At 63.9% G+C, this 18,834-nt stretch carries 22 protein-coding genes and 1 tRNA gene; 14 read left to right on the top strand and 9 right to left on the bottom strand.

The window, feature by feature from the left end; translation table 11 throughout:
* The first annotated feature begins 67 nt into the window (after nt 1-67).
* Genes AC1DHL_RS08065 through AC1DHL_RS08045 form a run of 5 tightly spaced genes read left to right on the top strand, consistent with a single transcriptional unit; the run spans nt 68 to nt 5,143 of the window.
* Nucleotides 68-1,108 (top strand): ABC transporter ATP-binding protein, encoded by a 1,041-nt coding sequence (locus AC1DHL_RS08065; protein WP_478161630.1) that lies wholly within the window; start codon nt 68-70, stop codon nt 1,106-1,108.
* Nucleotides 1,109-1,151: 43 nt separating this feature from the next.
* The gene (locus tag AC1DHL_RS08060) at nt 1,152-2,456 is read left to right on the top strand and encodes an ABC transporter substrate-binding protein (protein ID WP_478161629.1); all 1,305 of its coding nucleotides are present in this window, start codon (nt 1,152-1,154) and stop codon (nt 2,454-2,456) included.
* Between the two features lie 14 nt (nt 2,457-2,470).
* Nucleotides 2,471-3,373 (top strand): carbohydrate ABC transporter permease, encoded by a 903-nt coding sequence (locus tag AC1DHL_RS08055; RefSeq protein ID WP_478161628.1) that lies wholly within the window; start codon nt 2,471-2,473, stop codon nt 3,371-3,373.
* A 58-nt stretch (nt 3,374-3,431) separates the two neighbouring features.
* Complete coding sequence (locus AC1DHL_RS08050) at nt 3,432-4,271, top strand: carbohydrate ABC transporter permease (protein WP_478096979.1); 840 nt, start codon at nt 3,432-3,434, stop codon at nt 4,269-4,271.
* A complete protein-coding gene (locus tag AC1DHL_RS08045) occupies nt 4,268-5,143 on the top strand; it encodes an endonuclease/exonuclease/phosphatase family protein (RefSeq protein WP_478161627.1) in 876 nt (291 codons plus the stop codon). Before AC1DHL_RS08050 ends, AC1DHL_RS08045 begins: the two co-directional genes overlap by 4 nt.
* A 22-nt stretch (nt 5,144-5,165) precedes the next feature.
* Here the strand turns inward: AC1DHL_RS08045 and AC1DHL_RS08040 are convergent, their stop codons facing one another.
* From AC1DHL_RS08040 to phaC, 4 genes are all read right to left on the bottom strand, one after another.
* Nucleotides 5,166-6,203 carry a tripartite tricarboxylate transporter substrate-binding protein gene (locus tag AC1DHL_RS08040; protein WP_478161626.1) on the bottom strand — a complete coding sequence of 346 codons (1,038 nt, stop codon included), beginning with the start codon at nt 6,201-6,203 and terminating at the stop codon, nt 5,166-5,168.
* Nucleotides 6,204-6,349: 146 nt separating this feature from the next.
* Complete coding sequence (locus AC1DHL_RS08035; RefSeq protein WP_478096989.1) at nt 6,350-7,033, bottom strand: RraA family protein; 684 nt, start codon at nt 7,031-7,033, stop codon at nt 6,350-6,352.
* A gap of 114 nt (nt 7,034-7,147) precedes the next feature.
* On the bottom strand, nt 7,148-8,326 hold the full coding sequence (locus AC1DHL_RS08030) for an acetyl-CoA C-acetyltransferase (protein WP_478096991.1): 1,179 nt from the start codon (nt 8,324-8,326) through the stop codon (nt 7,148-7,150).
* A 59-nt stretch (nt 8,327-8,385) separates the two neighbouring features.
* Complete coding sequence (gene phaC, locus AC1DHL_RS08025; protein ID WP_478161625.1) at nt 8,386-10,119, bottom strand: class I poly(R)-hydroxyalkanoic acid synthase; 1,734 nt, start codon at nt 10,117-10,119, stop codon at nt 8,386-8,388.
* 105 nt (nt 10,120-10,224) lie between these two features.
* Here phaC and AC1DHL_RS08020 point away from each other — a divergent pair, with 105 nt between their 5' ends.
* A complete protein-coding gene (locus AC1DHL_RS08020; RefSeq protein WP_478096995.1) occupies nt 10,225-10,512 on the top strand; it encodes a hypothetical protein in 288 nt (95 codons plus the stop codon).
* On the opposite strand, the gene pgeF is transcribed toward AC1DHL_RS08020, so the two are convergent.
* Nucleotides 10,444-11,199 (bottom strand): peptidoglycan editing factor PgeF, encoded by a 756-nt coding sequence (gene pgeF / locus AC1DHL_RS08015; RefSeq protein ID WP_478161624.1) that lies wholly within the window; start codon nt 11,197-11,199, stop codon nt 10,444-10,446. The genes AC1DHL_RS08020 and pgeF overlap by 69 nt on opposite strands.
* A complete protein-coding gene (maiA, locus tag AC1DHL_RS08010) occupies nt 11,196-11,834 on the bottom strand; it encodes a maleylacetoacetate isomerase (protein WP_478097522.1) in 639 nt (212 codons plus the stop codon). The genes pgeF and maiA overlap by 4 nt, the downstream gene beginning before the upstream one ends.
* Before the next feature lie 103 nt (nt 11,835-11,937).
* Between maiA and AC1DHL_RS08005 the strand changes: the two genes are divergently transcribed.
* From AC1DHL_RS08005 to AC1DHL_RS07990, 4 genes are all read left to right on the top strand, one after another.
* Complete coding sequence (locus AC1DHL_RS08005; RefSeq protein ID WP_478161623.1) at nt 11,938-12,639, top strand: fumarylacetoacetate hydrolase family protein; 702 nt, start codon at nt 11,938-11,940, stop codon at nt 12,637-12,639.
* A 15-nt stretch (nt 12,640-12,654) separates the two neighbouring features.
* Entirely contained in the window at nt 12,655-13,206 is a 552-nt protein-coding gene (locus tag AC1DHL_RS08000; RefSeq protein ID WP_478161622.1) for an NUDIX hydrolase, read from the top strand.
* On the top strand, nt 13,203-13,679 hold the full coding sequence (locus AC1DHL_RS07995; RefSeq protein ID WP_478161621.1) for a CreA family protein: 477 nt from the start codon (nt 13,203-13,205) through the stop codon (nt 13,677-13,679). Before AC1DHL_RS08000 ends, AC1DHL_RS07995 begins: the two co-directional genes overlap by 4 nt.
* Before the next feature lie 105 nt (nt 13,680-13,784).
* Nucleotides 13,785-14,321: a murein hydrolase activator EnvC family protein gene (locus tag AC1DHL_RS07990; RefSeq protein ID WP_478161620.1), complete on the top strand. Its 537-nt coding sequence runs from the start codon at nt 13,785-13,787 to the stop codon at nt 14,319-14,321.
* Here the strand turns inward: AC1DHL_RS07990 and AC1DHL_RS07985 are convergent.
* Nucleotides 14,318-14,752, bottom strand: a complete 435-nt coding sequence (locus AC1DHL_RS07985; RefSeq protein WP_478161619.1) for a DUF1810 domain-containing protein — start codon at nt 14,750-14,752, stop codon at nt 14,318-14,320. The genes AC1DHL_RS07990 and AC1DHL_RS07985 overlap by 4 nt on opposite strands.
* A gap of 109 nt (nt 14,753-14,861) precedes the next feature.
* Here AC1DHL_RS07985 and AC1DHL_RS07980 point away from each other — a divergent pair, with 109 nt between their 5' ends.
* The 4 genes from AC1DHL_RS07980 (at nt 14,862) to AC1DHL_RS07965 (ending at nt 17,151) form a co-directional block, all read left to right on the top strand.
* Nucleotides 14,862-15,149: a hypothetical protein gene (locus AC1DHL_RS07980; protein ID WP_478161618.1), complete on the top strand. Its 288-nt coding sequence runs from the start codon at nt 14,862-14,864 to the stop codon at nt 15,147-15,149.
* Between the two features lie 73 nt (nt 15,150-15,222).
* Entirely contained in the window at nt 15,223-15,789 is a 567-nt protein-coding gene (locus AC1DHL_RS07975; RefSeq protein WP_478161617.1) for a cytochrome b, read from the top strand.
* Nucleotides 15,790-15,791: 2 nt separating this feature from the next.
* Nucleotides 15,792-16,352: a YceI family protein gene (locus AC1DHL_RS07970; protein ID WP_478161616.1), complete on the top strand. Its 561-nt coding sequence runs from the start codon at nt 15,792-15,794 to the stop codon at nt 16,350-16,352.
* Between the two features lies 1 nt (nt 16,353).
* Nucleotides 16,354-17,151, top strand: a complete 798-nt coding sequence (locus tag AC1DHL_RS07965) for a YceI family protein (protein WP_478161615.1) — start codon at nt 16,354-16,356, stop codon at nt 17,149-17,151.
* 1,054 nt (nt 17,152-18,205) lie between these two features.
* Here AC1DHL_RS07965 and AC1DHL_RS07960 read toward each other — a convergent pair.
* Together AC1DHL_RS07960 and AC1DHL_RS07955 are read right to left on the bottom strand one after the other, a co-directional pair.
* Nucleotides 18,206-18,282: transfer RNA gene (locus AC1DHL_RS07960), tRNA-Pro, on the bottom strand.
* Nucleotides 18,283-18,308: 26 nt separating this feature from the next.
* The gene (locus AC1DHL_RS07955; RefSeq protein WP_478097524.1) at nt 18,309-18,782 is read right to left on the bottom strand and encodes a MerR family transcriptional regulator; all 474 of its coding nucleotides are present in this window, start codon (nt 18,780-18,782) and stop codon (nt 18,309-18,311) included.
* Between the last annotated feature and the right edge of the window lie 52 nt (nt 18,783-18,834).

Genomic DNA, 18,834 nt, shown 5'->3' with positions numbered 1-18,834 from the left:
TTTCGATCAGGAAAACACTGAGCCTTCTTTGCAACCGGGTGTCACAAGCGATCCATATACTGATTCGATGTCCTCCATCGCGTTGATCGACATCGCCAAATCCTGGGGCGAGAGCACTGCCCTGCATGCGGTCAATCTAAATATCCAGCCCGGCTCATTTTGCGTCCTGCTCGGTCCGTCGGGTTGCGGCAAGTCAACGACCCTGCGGATTGTTGCCGGGCTCGAGACCGCGACCGGCGGACGGGTGCTGATCGACGGCCACGACGTCACCGCCCTGCCGCCCGCTCGGCGCGGGATCGCCATGGTGTTCCAGAACTACGCGCTCTTTCCGCACATGAGCGTCGCCGACAACATCACCTTTGGACTCTCCGTCCGCAAGACGCCGCCCGCCAGGCGCGCGGAACGGTTGAAGCACGCCGCCGAACTGCTCGGCCTGGGCGGGCTGCTCGACCGCAAGCCTTCGCAACTCTCGGGCGGCCAGCAACAGCGCGTGGCGCTCGGCCGCGCGTTGGTGGCGCAGGCCAAGGTGTGCCTGATGGACGAGCCTCTGTCCAACCTCGACGCCCAACTGCGCCAGGACATGCGCCGCGAACTGCGCGACCTGCAACGGCAACTCGGCCTCACGGTCATCTACGTCACCCACGACCAGGCCGAGGCGATGAGCATGGCCGACCAGGTCGTGCTGCTCAACCGGGGCCGCGTCGAACAGGCCGGCGCGCCGCGCGACCTCTATGCGCAACCGGCGACCACGTTCTCGGCCCGCTTCATCGGCACGCCACCGATGAACCTCGTTGCGCTGCAAGCCGGACGCATCGCGGGCAGCGACACGGACACCGGCCTGCATGCTGCGACGCTCGGCGTGCGGCCCGAAGCCATCGCGCTCGACCCGCAGGGCATCGCCGCCACCGTGCAAAGCGTGGAATACCTGGGGGCCGACCTGGTCTTGCGCTGCCTGATCGGGACCGAGACGCTGCTGGTGCGCACGGACGGGCGGCATCACGCCGAGCCGGGCGACCGCGTCGGCCTGCGCTGGGCGAGCGAGGACGCCCACGGCTTCGACACCGCCGGCCTGCGAATCGATCGAGTGATTGAACGATTGAACGATTGAACGATTGAACGACTGACCCTTACTTCCAAGGAAAAAGAAGACCATGCAACGCAAGACTTTCATCAAGACGCTCGCAGCCCCCTTCCTGGCGGCCGGCGGCCTTTTCGCGGGCGCGTCGGGTCTGCTGCACGCGCAGACGCCGGTGGAACTCCAGTTCTACTACCCCGTCGCCGTGGGCGGCCCGATCGCCAAGACCATCGACGGCTTCGCGGCCGGCTTCATGAAGGAAAACCCCGGCGTGAAGGTCTCGCCGATCTACGCGGGCACCTACCAGGAAACCATCGTCAAAGCCCTGACGGCGCACAAGTCCGGCACGCCGCCGGTGACCTCGGTGCTGCTGTCCACGGACATGTTCACGCTGATCGACGAAGACGCGATCATTCCCTTCGACGACTTCGTGAAGACGGCCGACGACAAGGCTTGGCTCGGCGGCTTCTACAAGGCTTTCATGATGAACAGCCAGACCGGCGGCAAGACCTGGGGAATTCCGTTCCAGCGCTCGACCGTCGTGATGTACTGGAACAAGGAAACGTTCAAGGAGGCCGGCCTCGACCCCAACAAGCCGCCGACGAACTGGGCCGAACTCAAGGACGCCGCGACCAAGCTGACGAAGAAGGATGCGAGCGGCAATGTCACGCAATGGGGCGTGCAGATTCCGTCGAGCGGCTTCCCGTACTGGCTGTTCCAGACCCTGACGACGCCGAACGACACGATCCTCGCCAACGAGGCCGGTACGGCAGTCAGGTTCGACGACCCGAAGGTCGTCGAAGCCTTGCAGTACTGGGTCGACCTCGGCAAGGCCGGCGTCCACCCGCCCGGGGTGGTCGAGTGGGGCACGACGCCCAAGGACTTCTTCGAGAAGAAGGCCGCGATCATCTTCACGACCACCGGCAACCTCACCAACATCAAGGCCAATGCCAAGTTCGATTTCGGCGTCGGCATGATCCCGGGCAACCGGCGCAAGGGTTCGCCGACTGGCGGCGGCAACTTCTACATCTTCAAGAAGTCGACGCCCGCGCAGCAAGAGGCGGCCTTCAAGTTCATCAAGTGGATCACCCAGCCCGAGCGCGCCGCGCAATGGAGCATGGACACGGGCTACGTCGCCGTCTCGCCGGCTGCCTACGAAACCGACACGCTGAAGAAGTACGGGCGCGATTTCCCGGCTGCGCTGGTGGCGCGCGACCAATTGCCGGTGTCCGTTGCCGAGTTCTCCACGCATGACAACCAGCGCGTGACCAAGGCGCTCAACGACGGTCTCCAGGCCGCGCTGACCGGCACCAAGACACCGGCGCAAGCCATGCAGGACGCACAACGCGAGGCCGACCGCATCCTTCGCTCGTTCAAGTAAGGACCGGCGCGAGGATGGCCCGTCACAGCGTCGCCGCCGGAAGCACCGCATCGCGCAATGCCATCCACGCGTGGTTGATGCTGCTGCCCGCATTGGTGCTGCTTGTCGCCTTCACGCACTGGCCGGCCGTCTCGACGCTGATCGACAGCTTCTTTTCCACGCCCAAGGGCAAGCGCCCGGGCGTGTGGGTCGGCCTCGAGAACTACGCGGTGATGACCAGCGACCCGGTCTTCTGGAAGGCCGTGCGCAACAACCTCTGGTTCGCGGGCGCGACCATTCCGCTGTCGATCGGGCTCGCGCTCGTCATGGCGCTGTGGGTCAACGAACGCATCGCAGGCCGCGCCTTCCTGCGCATGGCCTACTTCACGCCGACGGTGCTGCCGATGATTGCGGTGGCCAACATCTGGCTCTTCTTCTATACGCCGCAATACGGCCTGCTCGAACAGATCACCGGCGCGCTCGGCCTGCCTTCGCACAACTGGCTGGGAAGCCCTTCGACTGCACTTGGCGCAGTGACGCTCGTAGCCATCTGGAAGGAAGCCGGCTTCTTCATGATCTTCTACCTGGCCGCGCTGCAGTCGCTCAATCCGAGCCTGCGTGAGGCCGCAGCCATCGAAGGTGCATCGCGCTGGTACTTCTTCCGCCGCGTGCAGTGGCCGCTGCTCATGCCGACCACGCTGTTCGTGCTGGTCAATGCCTTCATCAACGCATTCCGGATGGTCGACCACCTTTTCGTGCTCACGCGTGGCGGGCCGGACAACGCGTCGATCCTGCTGCTCTATCACCTGTACGAGGTCGGGTTCAGCTTCTGGGATACGGCGTACGCGTCGGCGATCACGGTCGTGCTGGTGGTGGTGCTCGCGGGCATCGCGCTCCTCCAGTTCTTCGTGCTGGACAAGAAGGTTCACTACCAATGAGCGCCGCCCGGCCGCCCGAAGGCGCTCGCACCGCAGTGCGCAGCACGGAGGTTAGCTTATGAGCGCGGCCGTTCCCGCACAACGGCTGGCCTTCAACGAGCCGACCTGGCTCGACACGGTGGCGGCCTGGCTATTGGCGCTGCTGTGGATCCTGCCGCTCGCCTACGCGGTATGGACGGCCTTTCATCCCGCCGAATATTCGACGCGCTTCGCACTGGCCGCGCCGCTCACGCTCGACAACTTCCGCCGCGCCTGGGAAGCCGCCCCCTTCGCTCGCTACTTCCTCAACACCACGCTGCTGGTCGCGATGGTGCTCGTTGTGCAACTGGTGCTGGGCACGCTGGCCGCCTATGCCTTCGCGCGCTACGAATTCAAGGGCCGCGGCATCGCCTTCGCGCTCGTGCTGGTGCAGTTGATGATCATGCCGGACATCCTGGTGGTCGAGAACTACAAGACCATGGCACGACTCGGCCTCGTCGACACCCTGGTCGCGATCGGACTGCCCTACTTCGCCTCCGCCTTCGCGATCTTCTTGTTGCGGCAGACTTTCATGGGCATTCCGAAGGAACTCGACGAAGCCGCGCGCGTGGAAGGCGCAAGCGCGATGCAGACGCTGTGGCGCGTCTACGTGCCGCTCGCGAAGCCCGTCTATACCGCCTTCGCGCTGGTGTCGATCAGCTTTCACTGGAACAACTTCCTCTGGCCGCTGATCATCACGAACAGCGTCAACGCGCGGCCATTGACGGTGGGGTTGCAGGTGTTCTCGTCGGTCGACCAGGGCGTCGACTGGTCGGTCATCACCGCGGCGACATTGATGACATCGGCGCCGTTGCTGATCGCGTTCCTGCTCTTTCAGCGACAGTTCGTCCAGAGCTTCATGAGGGCTGGCATCAAATGAAACTGGTGACCTGGAATACCCAATGGTGCTGCGGCCTCGACGGGGTCGTGAGTCCACGACGCATCGTCGACGGCGCACGCGCCATGGGCGACTTCGACGTGCTGTGCCTTCAGGAGATCGCATCCGGATTCGACGAGATGCCAGGCCGGCCGGGCGACCAACCGGCCGAATTCCAGGCGCTGCTTCCCGATTTCCAGGTCTTCTTCGGCGCGGCCGTGGACGAGTTCGACGACAAGGGCAGACGCCAGCGATTCGGCAACCTGATCGCGACCCGTCTGCCGGTTTCTCGCGTGCAGCACCACCCCTTGCCTTGGCCGGCGGACCCGAGTGTGACGAGCATGCCGCGCATGTGCACCGTCGTCACGCTGACCAGCCCCGAATTGGGCGCGCTGCGCGTGATGACCACCCACCTGGAGTACTACTCGGCGGCGCAGCGTCTCGCGCAAGCCCGCGCCGTGCGTGACCTGCACCTGCAAGCCTGCGAGCAGGCCGCAACGCCGCCGGTCGCCGATCCGCTCGGCTCGCCTTTCCAGCCCAAGCTGCACACGCCGCAAGCGATCCTTTGCGGTGACTTCAACATGGCGGCTTCCGACCCTGCCTATGAGGCACTCCAGGAGCCCTTCACGGACCCAACGCTGCCTGCGGGCGGCACGCCCGACAAACGCCTCCAGGATGCGTGGCCACTGGCCCGTCCCGATCGTCCGCACGACGCGACCTTCCGGCTTTTCGATCGCACCTACGGCCCCGATCCGATCGCCTGCGATTTCGTGTTCGTGAGCAACGCCCTGGCGCCGCGCGTGCGCCGCGTCGAGGTCGATCTGCAGACGCAGGCGTCCGACCATCAACCGGTGCTGATCGACCTCTCGGATTGACGAGCCCCAGGGCGAACCCGTGTCATTCGCCTTGAATGCCGGCTTCGCGGATGACCTTGCCCCATTTGGCGACCTCGGCTTCCAAATGACGATGCAAGGCATCCGGTGTCACCTTGTCCATCGGCACGATTTCAGAACTCAGGTCGGCGAGGCGCTGCTTGACCATGTCGTCCTGCAGCGCCACACGCAAGGCGGCGTTGAGCTTGTTGATCACGGCAGGCGGCGTGCCCTTGGGCGCGTAGATGCCGTGCCATACGCGCACGTCGAAACCTTTGAGGCCCTGCTCGTCGAGCGTCGGAATGTCGGACATGCTGGACAGGCGCGTCGGCGTGGTCACGCCGAACACCTTCACGCGATTGCCTTGCTTGATGACGGGCGCGGTCTGCGTGGTCTGGTCGCACAGCAGATCGACCTGCCCGCCCATCAGATCGTTGAGCGCCGGACCGGCGCCCTTGTAGGGCACCGTCGTGAGCTCGACACCGATCTGGCTCGTGAACAACAGGCCGCACAACTGCGACACCGCGCCGACGCCGGCATTGGCGAGGGACACCTTGTCCTTGTTCGCCTTCACGTAGGCGAGCAGTTCCTGGAAGTTGTTGGCCGGAAAGTCCTTGCGCGACAGGAGCGTCATCGGCACGTCCAGGACCTGGCCGACATATTCGAAGTCCTTGAGCGGGTCGTACGCCAGCTTCTTGTACAGCGCCGGCGCGGTCGCCATGCCCATGTGGTGGATGAGGATCGTGTAGCCGTTGGGTGCAGCCCTCGCCACCCGTGCCGGCGCGATGGTGCCGCCCGCGCCGACGGTGTTTTCGACCACGACGGGCTGCCCCAGCGACTTGCCCATCGGGATCGCGAGCATGCGCGCCACGACGTCGGTGGGTCCGCCCGCCGAGTACGGCACGACCATCGTGACGGGCTTCTCGGGCCAGGTGCCCTGTGCGGCTGCGGGTGCCTGTCCACCCAGCAGGCAGGTAGCCAAACCGGTCCAAATAAGGGCCCTCAGACCCAATGCGCTCTTTCTCAAGTTGCCTCCTTGTTCGATCGAAAATGGAGGCGTCATGGTCATTGCGGAAACGCGAGCGCGCAATTAGCGTTTGCGGAAGAGGGGCTTATGTTTTCCCTAACAAAGGGCGTCAAAAGTATGTTCGATGGAATGAACCGCCTCAAGCGGATCGCCAGCGTGCCGGCGATGGGCCGCGAGGGCGCCTACATCACGCCGAAGGTCGCCAGTGCCTCGCAGGCGCTCATGCCGCCGCGGATCGCATCCGCCACCTTGTTCTCGGTGCGCACCTTGTCCAGTGCCTTGGCCACGGCTTCCGCCTCGACCGCCCGAGGAATGACCAGCACGCCCTCGCGGTCGCCGAAGAGCAGGTCGCCCGGCGCGATGCGTACGCTGTCGATTTCGATGGTGCAGCGATAGTCGATCACCTGCCCACGCACGCCCTGATCCTGCGCGTAGGTTCCGCGGCAAAACACGTTGAATCCCAGACGCTCGATCTCATCTGCGTCGCGCACATAGCCGTCAAGAATCGCACCTGCCGCCTTCAGGTGTTGTGCCCGCGTCGACATCAATCCACCCCAGAGTGCATAACGCAACGACGCGCCGGTGGCGATGTAGATTTCGCCTGCCTTCAGGTCGTCCAGCGCCTCCAGCATCAACCCGAAGGGCTTGCCCGACAGCGGCCCCGCCGACCGATTGCCGTCGTTGATGACATCCGCTTCAAGCACCGGCATCGCACGCCCGACAATCCGCATCGATTTCTCCAGCGGCATGATCCCCGCCGGCAAGAACTGATGCTGATACCCCATCGTGTCCAGCACATCACCCACAGCCGCGACAAAGAGCTCGTCCCGAATCACCCGAAACAGCTCGGCATCTTTTTCGTCCAAAGCGTCTCCTCAGAAATACAAGTGCCAGAAACACAGCGGACCGGCTCTGCCGGTCCGCTGGTGTTCCCCCTGCAAGGGGGAGTCAGAGCCACACGAAGTGGGCGAGGCCGAGGGTTACCGTTCGATCGTCAATGCGACACCCATGCCACCGCCAATGCACAGCGAGGCAATACCCTTCTTGGCGTTCTGCCGCTGCATCTCGTGCAGCAAGGTCACCAGGATGCGGCAGCCGGACGCACCGATCGGGTGGCCGATGGCGATGGCACCGCCGTTCACGTTGACCTTGTTCACATCCCAGCCCATCTCGCGATTGACCGCGCAGGCCTGCGCCGCAAAGGCTTCGTTGATTTCGAGCACGTCGAGGTCCTGGGGCTTCCAGCCAGCACGCTGCAGCGCCTTCTGAGATGCCGGCACCGGGCCCATGCCCATGAAGGCCGGATCGAGGCCAGTGCTTGCGTAGCTGGCGATGCGGCCGAGCGGCTTGAGGCCCAGCGCCGCCGCCTTCTTGGCGGTCATCACCATCACCGCAGCGGCACCGTCGTTCAGACCCGAGGCATTGCCGGCCGTCACGCCGCCTGCCTTGTCGAAGGCGGGGCGCAAGCCCGCGAGGCCTTCGGCGTTGGTCTTGCGATTGATGAACTCATCCTTGTCGAAGACAACCGGGTCGCCCTTCTTCTGCGGAATGTTCACGGCGACGATCTCGTCCTTGAACTTGCCGGCGTCCTGCGCGGCCGCGGCCTTGGTCTGGCTGCCGAGCGCGAGTTCATCCTGGGCAGCGCGGCTGATGTCGTATTTCTTGGCCACGTTCTCTGCCGTGATGCCCATGTGGTACTGGTTGTAGACGTCCCACAGGCCGTCGACGATCATCGAGTCGATCAGCTTCCAGTCGCCCATGCGTTGACCGTTGCGCGAGTTGGGCAGCACATGGGGCGCGAGGCTCATGCTTTCCTGTCCGCCTGCGACGACGATCTCGCTGTCGCCGGTGGCCACGGCCTGCGCCGCCAGCATCACCGCCTTCAGGCCCGAGCCGCAGACGGCATTGATCGTGAGCGCCGGCGTCGAGTTGACGATGCCGCTCTTCAACAGCGCCTGGCGCGCAGGGTTCTGTCCGCTGCCCGCCGTCAGGACCTGACCCATGATGACTTCGCCGATCTGATCGTTGCCGACCTTGGCACGTGCCAGCACTTCCTTGATGACGATGGCCCCCAGCTCGGTGGCCGGAATGTTGGCCAGCGATCCGCCGAACTTGCCGACAGCGGTACGTGCGGCTGAAACGATGACGATGTCTTCCATGGTGTGCTCCGATGCGTGGATTGGGGTTGGGATTGGGATTGAAATGAAAGGAAAAGGGATCAGGCTTTCGCCTTGACGTAGCGGCCCGGCGCGGGCTCCGTCGCCTTGTAGGCGCTGCCCTTGCCGTAGGTCTTGGGGGCAGGGATCTGCTTGCCCGCGTGGGTCTTGAGCCAGTTGGACCAATCGGTCCACCAGCTGCCGGGATGCTCGGTTGCGCCGCTGAGCCACTCGGCCTGCGTCGTCGGCAGCTTGCCGTCCGCACGAATCCAGTGGCTGCGCTTTTTCTTCACAGGCGGGTTGATCACGCCGGCGATGTGGCCGGATGCGCCCATCACGAAGCGCTTCTTGCCGGAAAGCACTTGCGTCGACGCATAGGCGCCGCCGATCGGCACGATGTGGTCTTCGCGCGAGCCGTAGATATAGACCGGCGCATCGATCGCGCCGAGGTCCACTTTCTCGCCTGCAACGGTCAGCGCACCGGGCGTGGCCAGCTTGTTCTCGTGGTAGGTGTTGCGCAGGTACCAGCAGTACATGGGGCCCGGCAGGTTGGTCGCGTCGCTGTTCCAGTAGAGCAGGTCGAACGGCGGCGGCGTCTCGCCCTTCAGGTAGTTGCCGACGACGTAGTTCCAGACGAGATCGTTGGGCCGAAGGAAGCTGAAGGTCGACGCGAGTTCGCCGCCTTTCAGCAGGCCACCCTTGCCCATCTGCATTTCGCGGAACTGCACGAAGCCTTCGTCGATGAAGATATCGAGCACCCCGGTGTCGGTGAAGTTGAGCAAGGTGGTCAACAACGTCACCGAAGAAGCCGGCTGCTCGCCGCGCGCGGCCAACACGGCCAGCGCCGTGCTCAGGATGGTGCCGCCGACGCAGAAGCCGAGCGTGTCGATCTTTCCGCCCCTCTTATCCTGGCCGGTGATTTCCTGTGTGACATGGATCGCCTTGATCGCGGCATCCTCGATGTACTGGTCCCAGGTGTATTGCGCCATCGACGAATCCGGATTGCGCCAGCTCACGACGAACACGCGATGGCCCTGCTCCACCGCGTAGCGGATCACCGAGTTCTCGGGCTGCAGGTCGAGTATGTAGAACTTGTTGATGCACGGCGGCACCAGCAACAGTGGCCGCTCGTAGACCTTGGCCGTGAGCGGCTTGTATTCAAGCAGCTGGAACAGGTCGTTCTCGAACACCACCGCACCTTCGGTGGTACCGACATTGCGGCCCACTTCGAAGGCGCTTTCGTCGGTCATGCTCAGGTGGCCCTGTTGCACGTCGTGAAGAAGGTTCTGGATGCCCTTGGCGATGCTCTCGCCTTGCGTGTCGATCGCCTTCTTCTGGGCTTCGGCGTTGAATGCAAGGTAATTGCTCGGCGAGGAAGCTGCCATCCATTGCTCGACGGCGAAGCGAAGGCGCGCGCGCGTCTTGTTGTCGGCATCGACGGCCTCGGCCATGCCCAGGAGCGTGCGCGCGTTCAACAGGTAGACAGCGGCGGCAAAGGATGAAAAGGGATTGCTGCTCCATGCTTCACCAGCGAAACGCTTGTCGCCGGTGGCCCTGTTGGCCATGTCCTGGCGCCAGAGTTCGGTGGCTTCGCTGACGTACTGCTGCTGCAGTTCCTGGAGCTTCTCTGGCGCCAGGGAGAATTTTGGAAGTTCCCAGGGCGCGTTGTGCCCGTTACCTTGCGCACCTTGCGCACCCATGGATTGAAACGATGCGAGCGCCTTGCTCCACCCCTGGGAAAGCGCCTGCTGAAACGGCGCGAAGGTATCTGCCGCCGTGGCGTGTTGTTGTTTCATGATGTCTCCTGCTGCCTCACCTCTTCAGAACGGGATTTGAGTATGCTGCATTCGCGAAGGCCCCACCAGCAAGCCTCCCGATAACTTCCTGAAACAACATCGTCTATGCACCTCGTCGTGATTGCGTGGCTCTATGTTGCCCTGATGATGGCGGTCGCAGAGGCCACCAACACCAACGGCACCGTACTGGGCGCGGTCTTCACCTTTCTACTCTACGGCTTGGCGCCGGTGGCACTGGTGGTTTACCTGATGGCCACCCCGGCGCGCCGCCGCGCGCTCAAGGCGCGTGAAGATGCGGAGCGAGAGGTGGCGATTCGGGCGCATTCAGCCAAGCCAGATGCAGGCGGCGAAGCGCCCGCTGACGCGGTCCCGCCGGTGCGAGAAAAAGCGTAACGGGTTGTGGACCGTGCACCAGGCATCGCTGCTGTCATTTCCGTGCAGTTGCGTCACGCCGGCGGCGCTGAGGCGCTGACGAGCCAGTCCCGCAAGATCAGCCATGCACTTGCCCGCCGTGCTCGACGGCTTGAAGCACTGACGCGCATCCGGTGAGCCGGCCTCGAATGCCGCGCGAACCTCGTCGCCGACTTCGAAGGCATCGGGGCCGATGCAGGGGCCGAGCCACGCCATGACCCGCCGAGTGCCGCCATCGGCTGCGAAGGCCTCCAGCGTGCGTTCGAGCACGCCGGCGGAAAGGCCGCGCCACCCCGCATGCGCCGCGGCGACTCGATGGCCCGTTTCATCAGTGAACAACACGGGCAGGCAGTCGGCCACCATGATCGTGCAGGCGACACCGCTTTCGACCGTCGTGCAGGCATCCGCGGCGACGCCATCGGCGCTGGCGGCATCCAGTGCCACCACCCGCGTTCCATGGACTTGCTGAAGAAAAACCGGCCGCACGCCGATCGCGTCGCGAAGAAACTGCCGGTTCGATTGCACTGCCGGCAGATCGTCGCCGACGTGGTCTCCCAGGTTCAGGCCCCGGTAGTTCGCAGTCGACACGCCACCGGAACGCGTCGTGCACACGGCGTGCACGCCGCGCGGCGCCGGCCACTGGGGAACGAGCCAGTCGGGGTCGGTCACGTTTCGGCGTCGGGACACTGCGAAGGTTGGGCGCGCTGGAACGCTTCGAGCTGCATGCACGCCTCGAACGCGGCCATGGTGCGCGGCAGGCCGCTGAAGTCACAGTCGAATCGCTGGCCGTTGAAAACCTGGGGTACCAGGCAGCAATCGGCCATGGTGGGCGTGTTGCCGTAGCAATAGGTGCCGACCGGTAGCAGCGCAAGTTGGCGCTCGAACGCCAGCATGCCCTCGCGCACCCAGTGGCGGTACCAGGCGTTCTTGGCGTCGTCGTCGAGCTTGAGTTCGCGCACGAGGTACTTCAGCACGCGGAGGTTGTTGAGAGGATGGATTTCGCAGGCAATCGATTCCGACAGCGCACGCACGCGTGCCCGGCCCACCGGATCGTGCGGCAGAAGCGCCGGCTCGGGGTGGATTTCATCGAGGTATTCGATGATGGCCATCGATTGCGTGAAGCGCTCACCCTCGTCTTCCAGAAGCGGCACCAGCATGTCGGGGGAGATGGCCGAGAAAGGACCGGTCTTGTGCTCGCCGCGGGCGATGTGCACCGGAATGTAGTCGTAGTCCAGGCCCTTGAGATTCAGGGCGATGCGCACGCGAAACGAGGCGGAAGATCGGAAATAGTTGTGGAGCTTCATCATGGCGCAAGCATATCCCCGCCGAACGTCCACGGCGTGGCAGCGGACAACGCGCCCTGCCCTCTGGCACACTGCCGTTTTCGCTGAAAAGGACGTTTTACCCATGGCCTCCGAGTACGTTTTCACGCCCCACCCCGTCGTTTCGATCCCCGTCGTCGGCCAGCCGGCCCGTTTCCCGGTGCACCGCATCTATTGCGTCGGCCGCAACTACGAGGAACACGCCAAGGAAATGGGCTTCACCGGGCGCGAACCGCCCTTCTTCTTCATGAAACCGGCCGATGCCGTCGTGGTGGTCGACGACGGGACGACCGGTACCATGGCCTACCCGACGCTCACGAAGAACCTGCACCACGAGATCGAACTCGTCGCAGCCATTGGCACGGGTGGCAAGAACATTGTGGCCGCCGACGCGCACAAGCACATCTTCGGCTACGCCGTGGGCCTGGACATGACCCGCCGCGACCTGCAGAACGACATGAAGAAACAGGGCCGCCCCTGGGACATCGGCAAGAGCTTCGAGCAGAGCGCGCCCATCGGTCCGATCGTGCCGGTCGCACAGGCAGGTGACGTCGAAAAGGCCGAGATCTCCGTGAAGGTGGGCGGCGCCGACCGCCAGCGCAGCAATGTGAGCAAGCTGATCTGGAACATCGCCGAGACGATCGAGCACCTGTCGGCCGCCTGGGAACTGCAACCCGGTGACCTGATCTTCACGGGCACGCCCGAGGGCGTCGCCGCGGTGGTGGCCGGGGACACGCTCGTCGGCGAAATCACCGGCCTGCCCTCGCTGACTGTCAAGGTGGTCTGAGGGTCTGAGCCAACAATGTTCCTGCGCGTTCCCATCAAGCACTGCAAGAACTGCGGCACCGCGGTGGTCTACCGCATCCCGGACGACGGCGACACCAAGGAGCGCGCCGTCTGCCCGGCCTGCAACACAATCCACTACGAGAACCCGCTGAACGTGGTCGGCACGATCCCCGTGTTGGGCGATCGCGTGCTGCTGTGCAAGCGGAACATCGAACCGCGATGGGGCAAGTGGACGTTGCCGGCCGGCTTCATGGAGCTCAACGAAACCACCGAGCAGGGCGCGGCGCGGGAAACCGACGAGGAAGCCGGCGCCGAGTACGAGATGGAGGGCCTGTTCGCCGTGATGAGCGTCGTGCGCGTGGGGCAGGTTCATCTGTTCTACCGCGCTCGGCTCTTGAGCGACAGGTTCGATCCGGGCCACGAGACGCTCGAGGCACGGCTCTTCACCGAGGAAGAGATTCCGTGGGACGAGATCGCGTTCCGCACGGTCAAGGCCGCGCTCGAGTTCTACTTCGAAGACCGCCGCCGCGGCAGTTTCGACCGCGTCCACACGCTGGACATCGCATGAAGCGGCCGCAATCCTGCGCCGTGCTCCTCGGCTTCGCGGCCGTGGCGGCGCTGGCACACGCCGAGATGATTGGCGACGTCGACACCGCCTTCAAGCTGATCGGCCCCGATCACAAGATCGTGGTCGAGGCCTACGACGACCCCAAGGTGAACGGCGTGACCTGCTATGTCTCGCGCGCCAAGACGGGAGGCGTCTCGGGCGCACTCGGACTGGCCGAAGACAAGTCCGAGGCTTCGATCGCGTGCCGGCAGGTCGGCCCGGTGAGCATCACCCAAGCGCTGCCCAAGCGCGAGGAGGTCTTCAGCGAGCGACTGTCGGTCATGTTCAAGCGGCTTCGTGTCGTGCGCATGGTCGACGCCAAACGCAACACGCTGGTGTACCTGACCTATTCCGATCTCCTCATCGATGGATCCCCGAAGAACAGCGTCACCGCCGTTCCCATCGACCGCGTGACGCCGATTCCGCAGAAATAGCCCGAACACCCGCGCATGACCGCCAGCGCACTCACCGTGCTAAAACTGCGCCCTTGCCGTGAGGCCGAGGAACCCCTCGCCTTGAACTCGTTCCAAAAAAACGCCATGCCAGTTCAGACCTACTTCCTTCGAGTCGCAATCGCCGCAACTGCAGCAGCCTCCCTGGTCGCCTGTACGACCACGACGCCGCAGAGCCAAGCCCCGGCACCCGGTTTCTACCCCTTGCCCCCTGCCGGGACCGCGCGACCCGCTCCGCCGGCGCCCAAGCCGCAGGCAACATTCATCCGCCCGGCACCTGGCCGCACGCTCTCCACTTTCAACGGTACGCAGAACAAGGGCATCGACATCGCCGGCAACATGGGCGACCCTGTGGTCGCCGCGGCCGATGGGCGCGTCGTCTATGTCGGTGGCGAGTTGCGCGGCTACGGCAACATGGTCATCGTCAAGCACAACGACACCTTCCTGACCGCGTATGCGCATGCGCAAACCATCGTGGTGAAAGAGAACGAAGTGGTCCGGCAAGGCCAGAAGATCGCGGAGATCGGCAACAGCGGCGCCGACCGCGTCAAGCTCCACTTCGAGATCCGCAAGCAAGGCGTGGCGGTGGACCCCGAGCCTTACCTCAACGGCGATCTGCACTAGCTGCCACCCTGCAGCAACAGCAGGGTCCCGCGGTCGGTACTCCCGCCAAAGTACTTTTGAAGGCATGCGCGAAAGACCGCCGTCGACGCGTCCGCGGTGATCGAGAACAGGGTCATCGATGACCAGAATTTCTGGTCATCCGGCGCCCCGAAGATGTCGGCCACGCCGCGACCTTCGACGGCCAAAACGAGCTCGCTACATGCCTTCAGCCGCGCACCAAGAACCGGATGCGCCAAGTAAGCGCGCGCTTCCTCCAGCGATGAAATGGCATAGCGCTGCGCTATCGCGCTTCGTCCCAGGCCCGCCAGTTGCGGGAAGATGAACCACATCCAGTGACTGCGCTTGTGGCCTGCGCGCAGTTCGTCCATGACACGGTCGATCACGCCGGCCTGGGCATCCGCGAAACGTTGCAAATCGAAGGGGTCGTTCATGGACGAGCACCTCCTGTAGGCGGCATCTGTCTGCGTGTGACGAAGTATGCCGCGTGCATTCCCGATCGTGGAAGCGTGAAATCCATGAGCTGGAAAAAAGGAGCCCACCATGCACTGCGAAGCGATCCATTGCCCTGACACGGAAACGGTCAGGTTTGCGATTTACCCGGATGGCTTCGATGGACCCCGCATCATCGCTCATGTGTCCGACGAGGTACTTCATGAATTGTTCGGCGCAGCCGACGACGAAGAAGGGCTGGTCGAGGCCTGCGATGCCTGTTTCGACGTGATCGAAGCGAAGGCCCTGGCGCGCTATCGCGCGGCGCCTTTCCTGCCGGTCATGTTGGACGCTGCAGATTTCCTGTCCCGCTCGGCAGCCGAAATACATTGCGTGTGAAGCATCGTCCGCGCGCGCGAACGATTGATCGCATCGCTTGTCGGAGTCCGCAGCTAGCTGCGACACTCGACCGATGCGATCGAACCTCATGTCCGCCGGACCCGGGCCGGGATCCTGGAATCCGGTCGCGAAATTCTTGCACTGGTTCATCGCGCTCTTGATATTCGCGCAGTTCGCGCTCGGTTGGCTGGCCACGAGCTGGCGCCTTTCGCCGACGAAGCTCGATCTCTTCGTCTGGCACAAGTCGACCGGCATGCTGATCCTCATGCTCGTGCTGGTGCGCGTGGCGTGGCGCTTGTCGCACCGGGCGCCGGCCCTGCCTGTGGACATGCCTCGATGGGAGCGCGCATCCGCGCATGCGAGCCACGGCCTGCTCTACGTCTTGATGCTCGCCATGCCGCTCGCCGGCTGGGTGATCAGCTCGGCAGCCGGCGTGCCCTTTCGCATCTACTGGCGGATTCCGCTGCCCGCGATCGTGGCGACTGACAAGCACGTCGCCGACCTGGCATCCGCCGTGCATTTCTCGCTGGGCATTCTGTTGATCGCATTGCTGGTCCTGCACGTCGGTGCTGCACTGCGGCATCACTTCATCAAGCGGGACGACGTGCTCGCACGTATGCTGCCTGCGAGGAATCCGTAGCCATGAAGAACCTCGTCCACGTTGCCTTGCTGCTCGCCGGTGCCGCGCTCCAATCCGCGCACGCGGCCGAGTGGAAGATGGACGTTCCCGCCAGCCGGTTGGAGTTCGCAGCCACGTTCGAAACCACGCCGGCCCCGGGCGTTTTCAGGCAATTCGACGTACAGCTCAACCTCGACCCGGAAAAGGCCGGAGGCGGGCGACTCGACGTGGTCATCAAGGTCGCGAGCGCCGATATGACGAACGCCGACATCAACAAGGCCATCGCCGGGCCCGAATGGTTCGACTTTGCCAAGTTCCCGCAGGCCGAATTCCATGCGACCGACATTCGCCGCTCGCAGGCCAACAACTACGTCGCGCACGGCACGCTGGCGCTCAAGGGCGTGCAGCAGCCCGTGGAGGTTCCCTTCAGTTGGAGCGAATCGGCCGACGGCGCGACCATGGACGGCAAGATCACTGTCAAGCGCGGGCCCTTCGGCATCGGCACGGGCGAATGGGTCGCGACCAACGTCATCGGCCCGGATGTCACGGTGACATTTCATGTGCGGCTGCGCAAAGTCTCGTGAGATGAAGATTTCGCGCCGCGCACCTCTGCATCTGTTTGCAGTGCTGTTGGCGACCCTGCTCGCAGCGTGCGCTGCGCCCGTTGGCGGACCTGCGGGTGAGCCGAAACCCGGTCTTTCGCAAGCGCCCAGGGAGTTTCCCGCCAGTTTTTACGAGCAGGCGGCGGCGCGGGGCCAACCGGTCTACCGCGTCGATACGGCGAATTCGCTCGTCGCCGTGACAGTGAGGCGCGCCGGCTCGATGGCGCGTCTGGGGCACGACCATGTGGTCGCGAGCCGCGCAGTGCAGGGCTACGTCGCGCCGGAAGCGGGCCGCGCCGATCTGTTCGTTCCCCTCGCAGAACTCACGGTCGACGAAGCGGCACTTCGCACGGAGGCCGGCCTAGACACCCAGCCTACCGAATCGGACATCGCAGGCACGCGATCCAACATGCTCGACAAAGTGCTCGAAGTGCAGCAGTTTCCGTTTTCGCTGATACGGGTCAATGGCAACGGGCAAAGTTCTGCCGGTGCCCAGCTGGCGGTTGCGATCACGTTGCATGGAACCACGCGGACCTTTTCAGTGCCCATGCAAGTGGAAGCTACCGGCGACAAGATGCGCGTGACCGGCTCGATCGAATTCAATCAGTCGGATTTCGGCATCGTGCCCTTCTCGATCCTCGGCGGTGCGATTCAGGTCAAGGACGCGTTGAGCCTGCGCTTTGCGATCAGCGCAGTTCGCGGAGGACATCAGGACGCAGCGTCGCGTCCGGGCCAAAGAGGGCCACTCCACGTTGGAGAACTTGCCCACGGAGGCGTGTGAGCCTGTCCTACAGCGGACGGCTGATGTTCGATCCTCCGGTCCCGCCGATCATTGCGTGTTGGTGACCGCGTAGGGCGCCATTCCCGTAGAGGTTCAGGCGTCGTCTTACAAACGGCGTCGAGTTGTGCTCCGATAAAGCCTGCTTGCCCGGACTCTGTCGCCCGAACGGAGCATTTTTCCGTGGACCGGCACGAGACTGCAAGCAAAGGGGGCCCTGATGATGACTCAGTCTGCTGTATCCGCCTGGCCTGCAGCGCCGGACACATCTGTCGCCTATGTGGAGATAAGCGACTACTTCGGAATGATCTTTCACCGCGGCGTGGCAGCTTCCAGTTGTCCCTCTTGTCACACGGTGAACAGAGGGCGCGTCACGCGTTGCCATGCCTGCGGCGAGGCCATGCCTTCCGCAGTCGACGAGCAGATCGAAGCGTCGCTACCGCGAGGCGCAAACGGCAAGGCCGATCTCCTACTCACCAATAGTCGTCCGCTTCGCAACGTCCTGTTCCTGGTCTTGGCGCCCGCAGTGTTGCTTTCTTCAGGATTCGTTGGGTGGCAGATGTCTCGCGCAAGAACGCTGTCCGAGCCTGCAAGGTTGGCCCAAGTGCAGCCCGTCACGCCCACCGTGCCTCTTCCTTCGCTCGGGCCGCGAAAACAATTGCAGGAAATCGCCATGACGACCCCGGAGATCAGTCCCAGCGCAGCGAATGTCGCGCCGTGGCCTGAGGAGCCAGCAGCCCGGGGTGACGACGATTCGGAGGCGCTTGCGGCCCCCTCCTCGTCCTCGCCGCGAAAGGCGTCAAGCCGCCCCCGAACCGTCCGCGTCACATCGGACCCGCTGGCAGCGTGTAAAAGCCAGGGCTTCTTCGCACGCGCCATCTGCATCAACACCCGCTGCGCAGAGCCGGGCGCCTCACGCTTCGGGCAATGCCGGCAGGCCCTTCGTCAGCGCAAGATCGATGAAGCGCGGCGCAATCCGACGTTGATGGGGTGACGTGGGGCAAAGAAAAACGGCTTACACCTTGTGGGCGTAAGCCGTTGTTCCATCTAACGATTCTGGTCGGTGTGAAAGGATTCGAACCTTCGACCCCTTGCACCCCATGCAAGTGCGCTACCAGGCTGCGCCACACACCGAAGCTTTCGATTATAGCGGCCTGAATTCAATGACTTGTGGTTAGCAGCTCGCGAATTTCGTTCAGTTCGCGCCGAAGGTGTAGCAGCTGCGACAGATCGACCGTGCGGGCCGGCAACTGCGACAGCGGGGGCGGAACATCCACGTCCCCCTGCACCGCTGCATCGAACTCTTCTTGATCGATCTCGATCGCTTCCATGCCCTCGAGCGGCACATCGCCGGCCTTGCGGCGCTCGCGGTCAGACTGGACCATCTCCTGGAGCTTGTTGCGGGCGCCACTGATGGTGAAGCCCTGGTCATACAACAGGTCGCGGATACGGCGAATCATCAGCACTTCGTGGTGCTGGTAATAACGTCGATTGCCACGTCGCTTCATGGGACGCAGCTGCGTGAACTCCTGCTCCCAATAGCGCAGCACGTGCGGCTTGACGCCGCACAACTCCCCCACCTCACCGATCGTGAAGTAGCGTTTGACGGGAATCGGTGGGAGGGTTTTCTCCATTGAAATCAAGACGGTGCGAGCGAAACCTCAGAGGTTACTCCACCTGCACACG

It is taken from the genome of Variovorax sp. 10L426 (assembly GCF_056395305.1).
The sequence above is the reverse complement of the archived record's forward strand: the minus strand, read 5'-3'. Positions and strand labels throughout refer to the sequence as shown.